The 17244-nt window shown below is 61.5% G+C and carries 13 protein-coding genes; 4 read left to right on the top strand and 9 right to left on the bottom strand.

Features of this window, described 5'->3' with window-relative positions; all coding sequences use genetic code 11:
• Nucleotides 1-92: 92 nt before the first annotated feature.
• On the bottom strand, nucleotides 93-905 hold the full coding sequence (locus KVU_RS15765) for a hypothetical protein (protein WP_013385798.1): 813 nt from the start codon (nucleotides 903-905) through the stop codon (nucleotides 93-95).
• Between the two features lie 475 nt (nucleotides 906-1380).
• Between KVU_RS15765 and KVU_RS15760 the strand changes: the two genes are divergently transcribed.
• From KVU_RS15760 to KVU_RS15750, 3 genes are all read left to right on the top strand, one after another.
• On the top strand, nucleotides 1381-2388 hold the full coding sequence (locus KVU_RS15760; protein WP_013385797.1) for a glycine betaine ABC transporter substrate-binding protein: 1008 nt from the start codon (nucleotides 1381-1383) through the stop codon (nucleotides 2386-2388).
• Between the two features lie 79 nt (nucleotides 2389-2467).
• Nucleotides 2468-3379 carry an ABC transporter permease gene (locus KVU_RS15755; protein WP_013385796.1) on the top strand — a complete coding sequence of 304 codons (912 nt, stop codon included), beginning with the start codon at nucleotides 2468-2470 and terminating at the stop codon, nucleotides 3377-3379.
• A complete protein-coding gene (locus KVU_RS15750; protein WP_014538198.1) occupies nucleotides 3372-4436 on the top strand; it encodes a quaternary amine ABC transporter ATP-binding protein in 1065 nt (354 codons plus the stop codon). The genes KVU_RS15755 and KVU_RS15750 overlap by 8 nt, the downstream gene beginning before the upstream one ends.
• 30 nt (nucleotides 4437-4466) lie before the next feature.
• Here the strand turns inward: KVU_RS15750 and KVU_RS15745 are convergent, their stop codons facing one another.
• Genes KVU_RS15745 through KVU_RS15710 form a run of 8 tightly spaced genes read right to left on the bottom strand, consistent with a single transcriptional unit; the run spans nucleotide 4467 to nucleotide 15317 of the window.
• Nucleotides 4467-5813, bottom strand: coding sequence for a M20/M25/M40 family metallo-hydrolase (locus KVU_RS15745; protein WP_013385794.1), 1347 nt, complete (start codon nucleotides 5811-5813; stop codon nucleotides 4467-4469).
• Nucleotides 5813-7846, bottom strand: a complete 2034-nt coding sequence (locus KVU_RS15740; protein ID WP_013385793.1) for a hydantoinase/oxoprolinase family protein — start codon at nucleotides 7844-7846, stop codon at nucleotides 5813-5815. The genes KVU_RS15745 and KVU_RS15740 overlap by 1 nt, the downstream gene beginning before the upstream one ends.
• Nucleotides 7833-9656, bottom strand: coding sequence for a hydantoinase B/oxoprolinase family protein (locus KVU_RS15735; protein WP_014538197.1), 1824 nt, complete (start codon nucleotides 9654-9656; stop codon nucleotides 7833-7835). The genes KVU_RS15740 and KVU_RS15735 overlap by 14 nt, the downstream gene beginning before the upstream one ends.
• On the bottom strand, nucleotides 9656-10669 hold the full coding sequence (locus KVU_RS15730) for an ABC transporter ATP-binding protein (RefSeq protein ID WP_014538196.1): 1014 nt from the start codon (nucleotides 10667-10669) through the stop codon (nucleotides 9656-9658). The genes KVU_RS15735 and KVU_RS15730 overlap by 1 nt, the downstream gene beginning before the upstream one ends.
• On the bottom strand, nucleotides 10666-11679 hold the full coding sequence (locus tag KVU_RS15725) for an ABC transporter ATP-binding protein (protein WP_014538195.1): 1014 nt from the start codon (nucleotides 11677-11679) through the stop codon (nucleotides 10666-10668). Before KVU_RS15725 ends, KVU_RS15730 begins: the two co-directional genes overlap by 4 nt.
• Before the next feature lie 3 nt (nucleotides 11680-11682).
• The gene (locus KVU_RS15720; RefSeq protein WP_013385788.1) at nucleotides 11683-12630 is read right to left on the bottom strand and encodes an ABC transporter permease; all 948 of its coding nucleotides are present in this window, start codon (nucleotides 12628-12630) and stop codon (nucleotides 11683-11685) included.
• Nucleotides 12614-13591: an ABC transporter permease gene (locus KVU_RS15715; protein WP_013385787.1), complete on the bottom strand. Its 978-nt coding sequence runs from the start codon at nucleotides 13589-13591 to the stop codon at nucleotides 12614-12616. Before KVU_RS15715 ends, KVU_RS15720 begins: the two co-directional genes overlap by 17 nt.
• A 49-nt stretch (nucleotides 13592-13640) precedes the next feature.
• On the bottom strand, nucleotides 13641-15317 hold the full coding sequence (locus tag KVU_RS15710; protein ID WP_013385786.1) for an ABC transporter substrate-binding protein: 1677 nt from the start codon (nucleotides 15315-15317) through the stop codon (nucleotides 13641-13643).
• Between the two features lie 201 nt (nucleotides 15318-15518).
• On the opposite strand from KVU_RS15710, the gene KVU_RS15705 reads away from it, so the two are divergent.
• Nucleotides 15519-17228 (top strand): M28 family peptidase, encoded by a 1710-nt coding sequence (locus tag KVU_RS15705; protein ID WP_013385785.1) that lies wholly within the window; start codon nucleotides 15519-15521, stop codon nucleotides 17226-17228.
• Nucleotides 17229-17244: the final 16 nt, after the last annotated feature.

Genomic DNA, 17244 nt, shown 5'->3' with positions numbered 1-17244 from the left:
CCACCTCGCGTAAAGCTAGATGTGTTAGCGTTAACAAGAAAAGATAGCGCTAACAATAGCGAATTTGCGCGTCACCCTGTCGCGGCAAAGCGCTAGTTCGTACAGGTCACGCCATAGCGGACAACAATGGGCGTGCCGCCCTCGGACCCTTCGCCTGCGGTGACGACAAAGGCGGTTGCGCCCTGTGTTTGATAGTTAAACGCGCAAAAGCCAAAACCCGTTCCGGCACAGCTATCCACTTCGGGGATGCCCGCCGCGGCAAGGGTCTGGGCAAAGCTGTCGACTTGATTGGTCGTGGCGACGGGCTGCCAACCATTGGCCATCAGCAATTGGCGCGCCTTGCTGATCTGCTGGTTGTAAAGCAAGGGAATCGTTGCCGTGCCGTCGCAATAGCTTTGTTCGCGCGCGGGGGGCTGGAGGGTCAGGGCACCGCCCTCGGCCAGATGCAGGTCGGCCACCGGCTGGGGCAGCAGATCGCCGTCCCAGATGCGGATCGTATTCTCGTCGAAACGCGTAATCGTGCCGATCTGCGGCAGGCTGGCATCCGTGCCATAGATCAGGCCCAGCAGCTCATCGCCATAGAAAATACCGACATTCCCCTCGAGCAATTCGCAGGTGCCGCTGAGGGCCTGCACCTGCTGGCCCACAAAGCTGACAAGGGTGAGGGGGCCCAGCTCCGCCTCGGCGGTTGGGGCCCAGCCTTGGGCTGCGACATGAGCGGCGGCGCTGGTCTCGGCCTGCAGATCGCCGCAATATTCAGCGGTTGCGGGGCTTTCGCGCGCGGGCAGGGTTTGCAGATGGGTGATCTGCAAACTTGGGACATTGGACGTATAGGCGGGCTGCGCGGCAAGCGGCGGCGCAAGCATCACCAGCGCCAGTGATGCGCCAGATAAAAGCGATTTCATATCCCGATCCTGTCCTCTTTTGTGCGATGTTAGCGGCACTGAAAAATCGCACAATACGCAGGGGCAGTCTGCGGCGGGATTTGGCCGCAATTGACGGCGGCCAACACGGGATCGCCTGCAAGAGTTTCGGGATTTCCGCCAAAGCCTGGGCGATTGGCTTGCAAGATAGTCATAAAATATAATTTAAAAACAACCGTTTAACAAAACTGTTTCACAAAAATTGCCCTTTTGCGGTTGTCACGCGTTGATGCGGGGCCTATAAATCTGAACGGCCGATCAAATGAATTGGCCATGTGCCGCCCCATCGCATGACACGGGTGGAGCACTGATCGCGTGTCGTTTCTGTCTGACGCGTAGGGCCCTGTCGCACTTCTTGTGACGCAATATGTGGGTCAATCAATCCAGCGGGTCGTCGGGGGGCAGCGCCTTGGCGGGTCTCCTTTTATGCTGCACAACGACGAAGGACAGAAATGTCATGACGAAGTTGGTTTATGCCTCTGTACTTGCTATTGCCGCATCGGCAATGGCTGCGCCTGCCTTTGCGCAGGACAACCAAGAATGCGGTCGGGTGACGATTGCAGAAATGAACTGGGCCTCGGCGGGCGTTGCCGCCTGGGTGGATAAAATCGTTCTGGAAGAGGGCTTTGGCTGTCAGGTCGAGCTGGTCACAGGCGATACGATGCCGACCTTCACCTCGATGAATGAACGCGGCCAGCCTGATGTGGCACCCGAGCTGTGGATCAATGCGGTGAAAGATCCGCTGGAAGCCGCTGTCGCCGAGGGCCGCCTGATCACGCTGTCGGAAATTCTGACCGATGGCGGTGTCGAGGGTTGGTGGGTTCCGGCCTATTTTGCCGAGGCGAACCCCGAGATCACCTCAGTCGAGCAGGCCTTGCAGCATCCCGATCTGTTCCCCGCCCCTGAAAACGCGGCGCGTGGCGGCATTTACACCTGTCCCGCCGGTTGGGCGTGCCAGATCACCACGGAAAACCTGTTTCGCGCGCTTGATGCCGAGGCGCAGGGCTTTGATCTGGTCGAAACCGGATCGGCCGCGGGCCTCGACGGCTCGATCGGGAATGCCTATGCGCGCGGCGAGCCGTGGCTGGGCTATTACTGGGCCCCGACCGCCGTGCTCGGCATGTATGACATGGTGATGCTGCCGTTCGAGGTGGATGTCGACGAGCAGCATTTCGTGGAATGTATCTCGGTCGTGGGCTGCCCCGATCCGCAGGTCACCGCCTATCCGGTGGCTGAAGTGTTCACCGTTGTGACCCAGCAAATGGCCGAGAATAATCCCGTTGCCGTGGGTTATCTTGAGACCCGGGCCTGGGGCAATGATACCGTGAATGCGATCCTTGCGTGGCAGATGGAAAACCAAGCCACCAATGAGGATGCCGCCTGGTGGTTCTTTGAGAATTTCCCCGAAGTTTGGGGCGCTTGGCTGAGTGATGACGCGCGTACAAGCGTGGAATCCGCGATCTGATCACCTGACAGATCACTGCATTCTGTCCGGCCAAAGGGCCGGGCAGTTTGTGTTTTCATAACACAGAAAAGGAGAAGTTATGGCTTCGTCCTGTTGGGGTTTGCCCGATTTCCTCTGCGGCGCTCCGGAAATGAGCGGCAGCGCCATGCGCGCGATGCGCCGCACAATCGACACCGGCTTTCGCGATATGGTGCGCGGCGCATCCAGTTATATCGACGCGGCGACAGCGCCGGTGCAAAGCTTTTTGAACACGCTTGAGGGTCTGTTCGTCAACACACCTTGGATCGTGGTGTTTTTGGTGCTGGTGGGCATCACTTGGGGCACGTCCCGGTCGTGGAAAATCACGGCAGGCGCAGGCGTTGCCTTGATCGGCATTGGCTGGTTCGGCCTGTGGAATGATTCGATGATCACCCTGTCCATGGTGACGGTTTGCACCCTGGTCGCGGTCATCATTGGCCTGCCGATTGGCATTTTGACGGCCCGATCCGATCGCGCGCAGCGCATCATCACCCCTGTGTTGGATGTGATGCAGACCATGCCCAGCTTTGTCTATCTGATCCCGGTCGTGGTGATTTTCGGCATTGGCAAGGTGCCGGGGATGATCGCGGTGGTGATCTATGCCATGCCGCCGATGATCCGTCTGACCAACCTCGGCATTCGCCTTGTCGACCGCGAGGCGATCGAGGCGGCAGATGCCTTTGGCTCGTCCGAGCGGCAAAAGCTGTGGAATGTGCAGCTGCCGCTGGCACTGCCGACGCTGATGACGGGTGTGAACCAGACGATCATGATGGCGCTGTCGATGGTGGTTGTCGCCTCGATGGTGGGTGTTGGCGGTCTGGGGCGCAATGTGCTGCAGGCGATCAACAACCAGTTCTTTACCATCGGTTTCCTGAACGGTTTCGCGCTGGTGGCGATTGCAATCACATTCGACCGCGCCAGCCAGGCCTATGGCAAACGTCTGCAACGGCATAAGGAGGTCAGCGATGAGTGACCAGTTTTTAGCGCCCGACGACGAAGAACTGACGCCGGGCATTTCGATCCGCAACCTGTATAAAATCTTTGGCCCCGATGCTGCAAAGCATGTCGAAAAGGTCAAAGATGGCATGACCAAGGCCGAGCTGAACCAAAAGCATCGCCACTCGCTGGGCCTGCGCGATATCAATACCGATCTGCCCGCGGGCAAGATCTCGGTCATTATGGGGCTGTCGGGGTCGGGTAAATCGACGCTGCTGCGCCATCTGAACGGGCTGATCATGCCGACCGCGGGCGAGGTGCTGATCGACGGGCAGGACGTGGCCAAGATGACCCCGTCCGAGCTGCGCGTCTTTCGCCGCAACAAGACGGCGATGGTGTTCCAGAACTTTGCGCTGCTGCCGCATCGCACGGTGATGGATAATGCGATCTATGGTCTGGATATTCAGGGGATAAAGCGCGCCGATAGTATCGCCCGCGCCCGCCACTGGATCGAGCGCGTCGGCCTGAAGGGCTACGAGGATCGCTATCCCTCGCAACTTTCGGGCGGGATGCAGCAGCGCGTCGGCCTTGCGCGGGCGCTGACGAATGACGCGCCGATCCTGCTGATGGACGAGGCGTTCTCTGCCCTTGATCCGCTGATCCGCGTCGATATGCAATCGGTGCTGCTGGATATCCAAAAGGAAGTGTCAAAGACCATCGTCTTTATCACCCACGATCTGGACGAAGCCCTGCGCCTTGGCGACAAAATCGTCATCTTGCGCGCGGGCGAGGTCTCGCAGCAGGGCAAGGGCGAGGAGATCGTCCTGCACCCCGCGAATGATTACGTGAACGCCTTTGTGCGCGAGGTGAACCGCGGCCGGGTGATCCGCTTGCGGTCGGTGCTAAAGCCAAAGCCCGCAGAGCGCGACTGGCCGCAATTGCAACTGCCCGGCAATACGACGCTAGAGGAGGCGGCGCTGCTGCTTTTGCCCGCGCCCGAAAGCTTTGCCACGGTGCTGGGCCGCAACGGCCAGCCGCGCGGCATCGTCAATATGGACGATATTATGCATGGTATGCTGGTGCGCAGCGCCTGAAGATGGGGCGCCCCTTGCGGGGCGCCTTTTTCATTGCCCGCCGATCTTCGTCAGCATCGCGGCCCCGGTGCGGATACCGGCGTGGAACAGATCCAGTTTCAGGTTCTCGTTCGGCGCGTGGTTCGCCTCGTCATGGTTCGCATAGGGCACGACAAAGGCCGGAACGCCGAGGATCTTGGTAAAAACGTAATCGGGCAGGCTGCCGCCCGCGCTGGGAATATGCAGCGGTTCCACGCCACGCGCCGCGCGGATACCATCGGTGATGGCGCGGGCATAGGGGCTTTCCAGCGAAGTCTTCGACGGCAACATGCCGCCATGCGCGATGAATTCGACATCGGGCGCATGGATCGCCACATGGGCACGCACGCAATCAAAGACCTGATCGGGGGTCATCGCCTCGACCAGACGGATATCGCATTTGGCAAAGGCTTCGCTGGGGATCACCGATTTCGTGCCCTCGCCGCCGTAGCCGCCATGCAGCCCGTTGATCGTCAGGGTCGGGCGGAACATCAGCCGGTCATAGAACGGCACATTGGCGGGGGCGTCCAGATGCTTGAGGCCGAGTTCCGCCATAAAGCCATCGACATCCAGCGGCAGCGCGCCCACGGCGGCGCGCTCGGCATTGGTGGCGGGGATGATCGGATCGTGCAGGCCCGCGATGGTGATCTCGCCATCTGGCGTTTTCATCGTGGCCAGCAGGTTCACCAGTGTCCAGACGGCGTTCGGCATGGTGCCGCCGTAATTGCCCGAATGGCTGTCGCGGTCGGCGGTCTTTGCCCGCAGCTCGAAACTGGCCATGCCGCGCACGCCGTAAGTGACCTGCGGCAGGCCGGTATCATGTAGTGGCCCGTCCGATGTGATCACGAGGTCGCAGGCCAGCATCTCGCGGTGCGCGGCCACGAAATCCGCGATCTGGGGCGAGCCGATTTCTTCCTCGCCCTCTAGCAGGAATTTCACATTGCACGGCAGGGTGCCGGTGACCGCGAGCAGCGCCTCGATCCCCATTAGCTGCGCGAAATGCTGGCCTTTGTTATCGCCGATCCCGCGCGCCCAGATGCGACCGTCGCGGATCGTGGGTTCAAAGGGCGGCGAGATCCATTTCTCTAGCGGGTCGGGCGGCTGCACATCGTAATGGCCGTAAAGCAGCACGGTCGGCAGGCTGGGATCGACAAGATACTCCCCGAATACAAAGGGATGGCCCGCTGTCTCGATCAATTGGGTCTGAAAGCCGAGCCCGTCCAGCATATCGACCAGCAGCCCCGCGACATGGCGGATGCCGATATTATGCGCGCTGATCGAAGGGTGACGCACGTAATCCATCACCCGCGTGACATATTCTGCCTCGCGCGCATCGATATAGTCGAAAATCTTATCCATCAGGCTTTCCTTAAAATCAGCGCACCGCTGGCGTCCACTGTGCCGCGCCAGCCGGGTTTGACATAGGTCGTCGTGTCAAGTTGCGTCAGGATGGCGGGGCCGTCAAATACCGCACCTGCGCCAAGGCGCGTGCGCGAGATCACCGGCACCTGAACCTCGGCCCCGTCGATCCAGACGGGGGAAAGTTGGTCGACCGGCACCTCGGTGCCTGCGGGCAGCAGGCTTTCGGGGGGCTGGATCGTGGTGCCAGTGCATTCGACGCGCAGGGTCACCAGCTCCACCGGCGCTTGCAGGGCAAAGCCATACATTTCGGTATGGGCGGCGATAAAGGCCGCCTCGGTCACCTTGCCGTCGGATGTATAGGGCACGGCGATCTCGCCGCCTTGGCCCTTGAACCGCATCAGCGCGACCGTGCGTGCGTTGCGCAGGTCTGGCGCGACGTTCTCAGTGGCAAACCAGGCATCGGCCTGCGCCGAAAGTTCCGCTATGATCGGATCGCATTCCGCCGGATCGACCGCGCCGGGGCGGCCAAGCGCGCGCGAGAATTCGGACTTCAGATCCGCGACCATCAGCCCATCGGCACAAAGCACACCGGGCGAGGGCGGGATGACCACCGTATCGGTGCCCAGCGTTTCCGCCAGCGAACAGCCATGCAGCGGCCCCGCGCCGCCAAAGGGCACAAGGGCAAAGCTGCGCGGATCATGGCCACGCTCGACCGAGATGACGCGCATCGCGCCGACCATATTATTGTCGGCAATGGTCAGAATGCCGCGCGCGGCTTGCTCCATCGACAGGCCCAAGGGGGTCGCGACGCTGTCGCGGATGACGCGCTGTGCCGCCTCGCGATCCAGATGCATCGTGCCGCCCAGCAGGCTCGCGGGCAGATGGCCCAGCACGATATGCGCATCGGTGACAGTCGGCAGCGTGCCGCCGTGGCCGTAACCGGCAGGGCCGGGGCGTGCGCCCGCTGACTGCGGCCCGACCGAGAGGCGACCGGCATCGACCTTGGCAATAGATCCGCCGCCCGCGCCGATGGTGATCATATCGACAATCGGCAGCGCCAGCGGCCAATCGCCCACCGCGCCCGATTGTGTCAGACCGATATGGCCATCTTTGATCAGGCAGATATCGGCAGACGTGCCGCCGATATCACAGGTAATGATATCGCGAATGCCGCAAGCCTCGGCCATGACGCGCGCACCGACCACACCTGCGGCGGGACCAGAAAGCGCGGTCAGCGCGGGAGCGGTGCGGATTTTCGCAGCGCCCGCAATGCCGCCGTTTGATTGCATCAGCATCAGCGGCGCGGGCGCATTGGCGCTGGTCAGGCGGTCTTCCAGCCGCGCGATATAGGTGGTGACGCCCGGCATGACGCTGGCGTTCAGCACCGTGGTCAGACCGCGTTCATATTCGCGCACCACCGGCAGCACATCGGATGAGATGGTGATGTAAAGATCGGGCAGATGTTCGCGCAGGATCTCGGCCACGCGGCGTTCATGCGCGGGGTTTGCAAAAGCGTGCAACAACGAGACGCCGACCGCCTGCACCGGCAGCTTTGCGATAGCGCGGGCCGCCGCAACGACCGTTTCTTCGTCAAGCGCGACCAACACATCGCCGCCGGGGGCCAGCCGCTCGCGCACCTCGAAAATGCGCGAGGCGGGGACCGGGGGCTTGGGCTTTACCCATGTATAAAGGTTCGCCTTGCGCGGGATATCCTGCCGTCCGATGGCAAGGACATGGCGGAACCCTTCGGTGGTCAGAAAAGCAATCGGCGCGCCTTTGCCTTCCAGGATCATATTGGTCGCAACCGTGGTGCCATGCAGCACGCGCCCCAGCGCCGCGGCAGGCGCGCCCGCCTGTTCCAGCGCGATGGTGATGCCGCGCAAAAACGCCTCGGATGGATCGCTCGGCACGGATGGGGTTTTGGCGCGCCAGCGCTGGCCGGTCACGCGGTTCAACAGCGAGATATCGGTAAACGTGCCGCCAATATCGACAGCAACGGTGTAATCAGTCGCCAGATCAGACGAGTTCATCAAGATATTCCTTACGGTGGAAGGCACGTGTGGCGGGACGCATCGCGCGTAGGGCGGCGGTTGCAGCATCATCCACCGCATCATCGGTGATTTTCACGCCATAGTATTTTTCGGCAGCCTCAGCCGTGACGAAACCGCCCAACACATCCTCGAGCACATCTGCGGGGGCGCGGTCATGCGGGTGGCCATAGCCGCCGCCACCGCCGGTCTCGATCCGCAAAATATCGCCGTAATGCAGCTTTGTGCCCTCGGACAGGGGCGGCAGTTTACGCTCGTTCGCTTGGCCGGGGTTGACGGTTGCAGCGCCGACGCCGCCGCTCATGCCGCCGCCGATGCCCCATGGCGGGTTCTGCACGCCGTCGATGCGGATGGCGATTTGCGCCTCGTCGGCAAGGATCTCGTATTCGCGCACAATGCCGACGCCGCCGCGAAATTTGCCGGGGCCGCCGCTGTCAGGCAGCACGCCATAGCGCAACAGGCGCACCGGATAGCCCATTTCCAAAAACTCGACCGGATAGTTTTCCTGCGCGACGAAATAGACCGCATCAATGCCATCGGCATTGGGGCGCGCGCCATAGCCGACGCCGATGCCATCGGCCAGCAAGAACGGCTCGGATTCCCCTGCCGGATTGGTATAGGTGCCGCGCATGATATTGATCACATAGGCAGAATGCGAGGCGGGTGCACCGCCCCCTGCCACATTCACCAGCCCGTTGATCACCGCCAGCGTGCGCATCATCGTCAGGCCGCGCATCCCCAAAGGCGCAGGAAAGCGCGGCTGCACGATGGACCCCTCGCGATAGATCACATTGTCCAGTGACAGCGGCCCGCCCGCGTTACAGACCTGCGAGGGATCGCCGCCAAGATAATAAAGCCCCAAGGCCATGCCCGGAACGCCCTTGTTCATCAGCAGATTGACGGGGCCGGGGGCCTGATCATCACTTTCAGAGGCATCAAAGGTAAAGATATCCGCGCCGTCCGCGTCCCGCTCGCGCGTCAGGCTGAAGGTGATGCGGAAGGGACCGTTGCCGTGGCCATCGGTGTCGATACTATCGGTGAATTTATACGTGCCGTAGTCAAAGGTCTCGGCCAGTTTACCGCGCACCATCAGGCGGTTACGCTCCAGCAGCTGCGCCAGCGCGTCCTGCACCACATCCGCGCCGCGCAGGGCGACAATCTCGGCCACGCGCACCGATCCCAGCGCTACGGCGGCCATCAGTGCCGACAGATCGCCCTCGGATTGCGCCGGAAAGCGCGAATTGCGGTGAAAAATCGCCAGCGCCATCTCGTTCACGACGCCTGCATCGACCAGTTTGGTCGGGGGGACGATGATCCCCTCTTGATAGATCGAGGTCGCATCGGGCGAGATCGAGCCCGGGTAAATGCCGCCGATATCGGCAAAATGCGCCCAACACATGACAAAGGCGCACAGCCGGTTGTCGTGAAAGACCGGTGCCAGCAGCACTTGGTCATTCGAATGTGTCACCGCGCCCTTTGATCCATAGCAGTCATTATACCAGTAAAGATCGCCCGGACGCATCGAGGCGCGGGGGAATTTCTCGATCACCGGCGTCGTCAGATCGCCAAAGATCGGCACCATCGAGCCCACGGCCATCTTGCCCTTGTCATCGAACAGCGCAGTGTAGAAGTCCTTCTTCTCGCGAATGAAGGCGGAAATGGCGGTACGCTCGATCAGCGCCTCCATCTCTTTTTGCGTCGCGACAATCGCGCCGCGCACGATTTCCAGCGTGATGGGATCGCAGGTGCCCGCAGGCACGTCGATATCAATCAGCGTGTGTTGGTCTGTCATTACTGCACCTGTGCTGTCGTGAATGCGGGCACTTTGAAACAGGCGACGCGGCGGCCGGGGCCGACAGGTCGCAAGGGGGGCCGGGCCGCGCGGCAGCCATCATCGGCCAGCGGGCAACGGTCGGAAAAGCGGCAGCCCGCGGGCGGATTGCGCGCATCAGGCATCGCGCCGATCAACGGCAGCGGATCATGCGACTGATCGACATTGGGCACTGGCACAGCCTGCACCAATGCGCGGGTATAGGGGTGCAGCGGGTGCGCGATGACATCTTTGGTCGGGCCGTCTTCGACCACCGCGCCCAGATACATGGTGATCGTCCGCTCGCACACATAGCGCACAAGGGCGAGGTCATGGCTGATGAAAACGGCGGCAAGGCCCATCGTGTCACGCACCTCGCGCAGCACGTTCAAGATCCCGGCGCGCACCGACACGTCGAGCATCGAGACCGGCTCGTCCGCGACGATGAAATCGGGTTGCAGCACCAGCGCCCGCGCCAGCACCACGCGCTGCAACTGCCCGCCCGACAGTTGGTGCGGATAGCTGTCGAGCAAGTGCAACATGCGGTCAAGCTGCACGCGCACCATCGCCTCGCCCACCATGCGGTCGTGTTCGGCGGCGGGGACGCGGGTGTTCAGCAGCGGTTCGTACAGGCTGCGGCGAATGGTGAAATGCGGGTTCAGCGCATCGAACGGGTTCTGGAACACCAATTGCGCGCGGCGCCGAAAGGCCAGTTCGGATTCGCCCGATAGCGCATTGATATCCGCCCCGTCAAAGCGGATCGCGCCGCCCGTGGGCGTGATCAGTTTCAGCAGCATGCGCCCCAGCGTGGTCTTGCCACAGCCGGATTCGCCCACGATCCCAATGGTTTCGCCGCGCTTTAGGGTAAAGCTGATCTCGGAGACCGCATCAACTTTGGGGTGGCGGCCATTGAACACGTCGGACAAAGAACGGCTGAGGGTAAAGCTTTTCGAGACGTTCTCGACCGAGACCAGCGTGTCGGATTGGGTGGTCATTGTGTGACAACTCCCTGCCAGATTTTCGGATCGCGCGCGGCGGCGCGCAGCGCTTCGGCCTCATGCGCGCGGTGGCACATGGCGGTGTGGCCCGCGCCGACCTGCACTTCGGGTGGCTCCTGGGCGCAGACGGGCAGGGCAAAGGGGCAGCGCGCGCGAAAGCGGCAGCCCGTCGGCGGGTTCAGCAGCAAGGGCGGGCCGCCCTCGATCGGGGATAGCTCGCGCGCGGCATCCTCGGACAGCTCGGGGAAAGCGTTATAAAGGCCGATCGTATAGGCATGGGACGGCTGGGTCAGCACGTCGCGCACGGGGCCCTTTTCGACGACCTTTCCCGCATACATCACGACGACATAATCGCAGACATAGGCCACGACCGAGATATCATGCGTGACCATCACGACGGAGATCCCGGTCTCGCGTTGCAGGCGCAGGAATGTGTCCAGCACCTGGCGTTGGATGATCACATCAAGCGCGGTCACCGGCTCGTCCGCGATGACAAGGCGCGGGTTCAGCGCCAGCGCCAGCGCGATCGAGGCGCGTTGCCGCATCCCGCCGGAAAACTGGTGGGGGTAGTCGCGCAGGCGTTTGCGTTCCAGCCCGACCATCGCGAACAGCTCTTCGGCGCGGGTGCGCGCGGCGGGCTTTTTCATGCCGCCGCGTTTCACCAGCACTTCGATGATCTGATCGCCGACGCGCCAGACGGGATCAAGCGCGTTCATCGCGCTTTGCGGGATATAGGAAATATCGCGCCAGCGCAGCGCGTTCATCTGGGATTCGGACAAGGACAACAGATCCTTGCCGTCAAACAGCACCTCGCCGCCGGCAAATTTCGCGACCGAGGGCATGACGCGGGTCAGGGCTCGCACGGCGGTTGTCTTGCCGCAGCCAGACTCGCCCACGACGCCGACGACCTTGCCCTCGGGCACGTCAAAGCTGATGCCGTCGACGGCCTGCACGGTGCCGCGCGGGGATTGATAGTGGATTTTCAGATCTTTGACCGAAAGCAACATGGGTCAGCCTTTCAGTTTCGGGAACAGGACTTCTTCAAAGCCCCGGCTGATGAAAAAACCCGCCATGACGACCAGAACGATGCAGAGGCCGGGCGGCACAAACCAATTATATTGGCCGCGTCCAAGGGCTTGGCTGGCATAGGCGTCTTGCAGCATATAGCCCCAGCTGACGGTATTGGACGGGCCAAAGCCCAAGAAGCTGACCGAGGCCTCGGTCAAGATCGCCCAGCCCACCGCGACGGATGTGTAAAGAAACGCCAGCGACAGCACATTGGGCGCGATATGGACGAACAGGATCTTCCATTGTCCCGCGCCGGTGACGCGGGCGGCCTCGATAAAGGCGCGCTCGCGTAGCGACATCACTTGCGAGCGGATGACCCGGGCCGAGTTTGGCCACAGCAGCAGGGCGATACCGATGATGACATTCATCTGACTGGCGCCAAGGAACGAGGCAAGCACGATGACAAAAGGCAAAAACGGAATGCCAAGCGCGATATCGGACAGGCGCATCAGCAGGTTATCGGCCCAGCCGCCGAAATAGCCCGAGATCAGCCCGACCACCGTGCCAATCGCCACGACGCAGACCGCGGCGGTGACCCCCACCAGCAGCGCCGAGCGCGTGCCGATCACCAGCTGCGAATAGATATCGCGCCCGCCATAGGTGGTACCCAGCAGATGTTCTGGGCCGGGGGCGATATTGCGCGCCAACTGATAGCTGTCGGTGAACAGAATCTCGAGTGGGCGATGCGTCATCAGCACATCGGCAAAGACCGCCGTCAGGATAAAGATCGCATAGATGATCAGCCCGATCATCGCATAGGCATTCTGGCGCGGCACCGAAAGAAAGGTGTTGATGCCGCGCATAAAGCGGGGCCACAGACCGGAATTCAGTTTGCCTTGGCTTAGATCAGGCAGGGCTTTGCGCGGGGCGTTTTCAATTGCTGGCTGCAAGGCGAATCCTCGGGTCGAGAAGGTGATAGGTCATGTCCGCGATGAAATTCATCGCGATCAGCACAAAGGTGATGAGCAAGAAGGCCCCCTGCGCCAGCGGATAGTCCGAGGCGGAAACCGCATTCACCAAGAGGCGCCCGATGCCGGGCCAGCTAAAGATCGTCTCGACCACCACATTGCCGCCGATGGCGCCGCCAACCCCCAGCGCAAAGGCAGTGGCGACCGGCAGCAGCGCGTTGCGCGCGGCATGGTTCAACACGATGGTGCGCGGGGTCAGACCCTTCATCTTGCCCATGGTGATGAATTCCTCTTGCAGGATCTCGATCATATTGGATCGCATCAGCAACAGCGGCAGGCCTTGCAGATAGATGGCCAGCGTCAGTGCGGGCAGGGCGAGGTGGCGCAGGAAATCCCATGAGAAGACCCGCTGCCATTGATTGTCATAGGTCATGCCAACCGAATTCGCGCCGCCCGCCGGGAACCAGCCCAGTTGAAAGCTAAAGATGGCCAGCAGCACCATACCCAGCCAGAACTCGGGCGCGGCGCGGGTGGCAAGGGTGATGGGGATACCGATCGCCTCGGCCACACTGCCGCGTTTCCACGCGAGGTAAGCCCCCGCCAGCACGCCAAAGATATAGGCGACGACCAGACCGGTCATGGTCAGGATGATCGTATTGGGCAGGGCCTCCATCACCACATCCATCACGGGACGTTTGTGGAAAAACGACTGGCCCAGATCCCCCTGCGCCAGATTGGCAAGGAAGGACAGGTATTGCTCGAACAGGCTACGGTCGAGGCCGAACTGCGCGATGATCGCGTCTTGTTGTTCCTTGGTCGTGGTATTGTCGATGAAGGCCGCAAGCGGCGTCCCCGGCATTAGCCGAAACATGAAGAACAGGATTGTCGCCACGATCCACAGGACCACGAGCGAATAGAACAATCTGGACAGCATGTATTTCATGCCGGGGACTCCTTAGGCTTGCATCAGGCTTGCTTGCGGGCAGGCTTGCTTATTGCAGGGTTTCGGTCTGCCCTGCGGGATAGTGCAGACGGCCGTTCACGATGGAATAGCCGGCCTCCTCCAGCATCTGGATGGCGACCTCGGGGCCGACGGGGATCTCCTCGGTCCGGGTGTCGTACCAGAAGGGCAGCGCGGGCGAGACATGGCTGTTCGCCGGAACGCCAAAGCCGTTGTACGCCGCGCCCAGGATCAGGCGGCGGTTGATCGCAAAGGACAGCGCGCGGCGGAAAGCCGGGTCACTGAACGGCGCGCGGCGCAGGTTATAGCCCAGGAACTGGAAGCCCATATCGACGACATCCACCACCTCGATATCGCCATCGGCGGCGGCGGCATCCAGCAGCAGTTGCGGATCGCCCGTATAGTCGGTCAGGAAGTTCAGCTCGCCCGAACGCAGCATCCCCAGCGCGGCTTCGACGTTCAGGACGACGCGCATGATCACGCGATCCATCTTGGGCGCGGCGAAGTGGTCTTTGACCGACGACAGCACCACTTCGGATTGGTTCCAGCGGTCGAATTTGAACGGGCCCGAGCCGATACGGCTTTCTTCCAGCACGCTTTCGGCGGTCTCACCTGCCGACAAACGTTCCAGCAGCGGCGACCAGACATGTTCGGGGACGATGTTCATTTTCGACAGGGTCGAGGTCTCGAACGCCGCATTGGGCTGGTCCAGCGTCAACGTCATGGTGCGGTCATCGACCTTGGCCATGGCGGTGATGGGCGTGACAAAGGGACGATACATCGGCGCGACGTTTTCGCCCTGCGGCGCCTCAAGCGAGAAGATCACATCCTCGATCCGCACCGGCTGGCCGTCGTGGAAGGTCATGCCGTCGCGTAGCGTGATGGTGGCGGTGGTGCCGGCCTCGTCCCAGACGACCGATTCTGCGGCCCATGGCTGCGGCAGGCCATCCTCGCCGATGCGCATGACGCGGTCCCAGATACATTCGGTGATCCAGCTATCGCCGCCGCCCGAGATATAGAACGGGTTGATGGCGTTCAGCTCGTTCGCGGTGTTGGTGATCAGATCGCGCTGCGCGCCCAGCGGTTCGACCGCGACATAGGACAGGAAGTTGCGGATGCCGAGGCCGGGCTGATTGACCATGGTCGCGCCATCCAGCACGGTTTTATCAAAAGCATAGGATTTCGTCGGATAGACAAGGAAGGAATAGGGCTGGTCGGCGTTCACCAGCTCTTGCGCCTTGATGATCAGGGCGTGGCGGGCGTCGCGGTCGACCGCCAGACGCTGCTGTTCAGCGGCGGCATCATAGTCGGGGTTGTTGTAGCCGACAAAGTTATAGCCGGTCTCGATGTTCGACGAATGGAACAGGTTCATCACGAAATCATCGGGGTCGGACCGCTCGGGGCGGCCGACCATCTGCCACATGGTTACATCCCAGCTGTTGCGGTTGTACCAGACGATATCCGACAGCTGGTTTTGCGGCAGACCGTTCACCGTGACCTGCAGGCCCAGATCGCTCCAAGCTTGGGCGATCAATTCGGCGGATTGATACTGCTGCGGGTTCGCCGCCTGGGCGCGGCTATAAAGGGTGATCGGGCGGATCGCACTGGTGTCTTGTGCCAAGGCGATTCGCGGCAAAGTCGTGGAAAGTCCTGCGCCAAGGGCAGCATAAGCGCTGCCGCGCAGCAGAGCGCGACGTGTAATCGACATAATTTCCCTCCGTTAACGCCTGGGGCGGTTTTGCTGCACCCGCAGGCAGAGTTGGACCCGTTTTCTTCGTTTTTGTTTCGCTAGCCGAAAACTATTTTTATTCACTATTACAAAGGCCGGACGTCAGGTAAACATGAATCACCTACAGGAAGGGAAAACTTCACCATGTTAGACAAAGAATTCTCAATAATTGAGCAAGTCGTGCCTGAACACGCTTGGGATTTGGTCACAACCTTTGCTGGCCGCGAACGCTGGCGCCCCGAGGACGTCAATAGCGCCGGCGAATTGATCGGCGCGCGGCTGCGCGCGCTAGGGCTGCCGGTGGTGATCCATCGCCCCATCGTGGCGCTGTCGATCCCGCTATCGGCCAGCGTGACGCTGGACGGTGAGGAGATGTTCGCCAAGCCCCCCTCGTCCTCGAAAAGCTGCCCCGAGGGCGTCAGCGCGGAACTCTTCTATATCCCCGCCAACAAATCCTCGCTGCGGTCCTATAATAAAAAGGCGATCGCCTTTTTTGGCGAGGGCGTCGGCACCGATGACGAGATGCGGGCGCGTGTCGCGGGCAAGATCCTGATCACCGAAGGCTTTGGCAATCCCGCGCTGGCGGCGATTGCGATGGAATGGGGTGCGGTCGGGCTGATCGCGGTGAACCCGGGCGTTGATACGCATTGGGGCACCTGCACGACGGTCTGGGGCTCGCCCGATCTGGATGACTTTGGCCGCAAGCCGACGATTCCGGTGATCGCTGTGAACAAGCTGGTCGGCGGCAAGCTGATTGAACGTGCGAAAGCGGGCGCAACGACGGCGACGATCAAGACCGAGATGCAGGAAGGCTGGTTCGAACAGGCCATCCCGACGGTCGAGATCCCCGGCACGGTCGAGGCCGAGAAATTCGTCTTTCTACATGGTCACTATGATAGCTGGGATGTCGGCGTCGGTGATAACGCCACCGGGGACGCCGCCATGCTCGAGATTGCCCGCGCTTTGTGGGAAAATCGCGACAAGCTCTATCGTTCGGTGCGGATCGCATGGTGGCCGGGGCATTCGACCGGGCGTTATGCCGGATCGACCTGGTATTCGGATGCTTTCGCGCTGGATCTGGACGAGAACTGCGTCATGCAAATCAACTGCGACAGCCCCGGTTGCCGCTGGGCGACCTCGTATCACGCAACGACCGCCATGCCCGAGACCTTCGCGCTGGTGAAAGACGTAATCGAAAAGGTCGCAGGACAGACGCCGATCTTTGACCGCCCACATCAGGCGGGGGATTATTCCTTTAACAATATCGGGATTTCGTCGTTCTTCATGCTGTCCTCGACCATGCCAGACGATCTGCGCGCGGAAAAAGGCTATTATGCCGTGTCGGGCTGCGGTGGGAATATCGCATGGCACACGGAAAACGACACGATGGATATCGCCGACAAAGATATCCTGATGACCGATATCAAGATCTATCTGGATGCGATCTGGCGCGTGGCGAACACGCCGCTGCTGCCCGTCGATTGGCGCGAGACGACCAAGGAATTCGCCGCCAGCGCAGCAACCTATACCAAAGCGGCCGGCGATGCGGTCGATCTGTCGGCGGTTGTCAGCAGCATCAAGGCGCTTGATGATCAGTTGGCGGCTTTTTATGCAGCGATTGCGGCGGGTGCCATTGCCACGCCCGATGCGAACGAGGTGCTGATGCGCCTTGCCCGTATCTTGATCCCGGTGAACTACACCACCGCGCCGCGTTTCACCCATGATCCGGCGATCACGCGCGCGCCCTTGCCGTTGATCGAAAAGGTCATCGACCTGCCGCATGTGCCCGAGGCGCTGTATCCGATCACGGTGAACCAGATCATCCGCGGCGCAAATCGCACCGCAGGCGCGATGCGCGAAGCGACCCGGCTGATCAAAACGGTGATGTAAGCGAAAGGGGCCCCGA

The organism is Ketogulonicigenium vulgare WSH-001 (genome assembly GCF_000223375.1).
GTDB classification, from domain to species: domain Bacteria; phylum Pseudomonadota; class Alphaproteobacteria; order Rhodobacterales; family Rhodobacteraceae; genus Ketogulonicigenium; species Ketogulonicigenium vulgare.
This window is presented reverse-complemented; position numbering and strand designations above follow the sequence as displayed.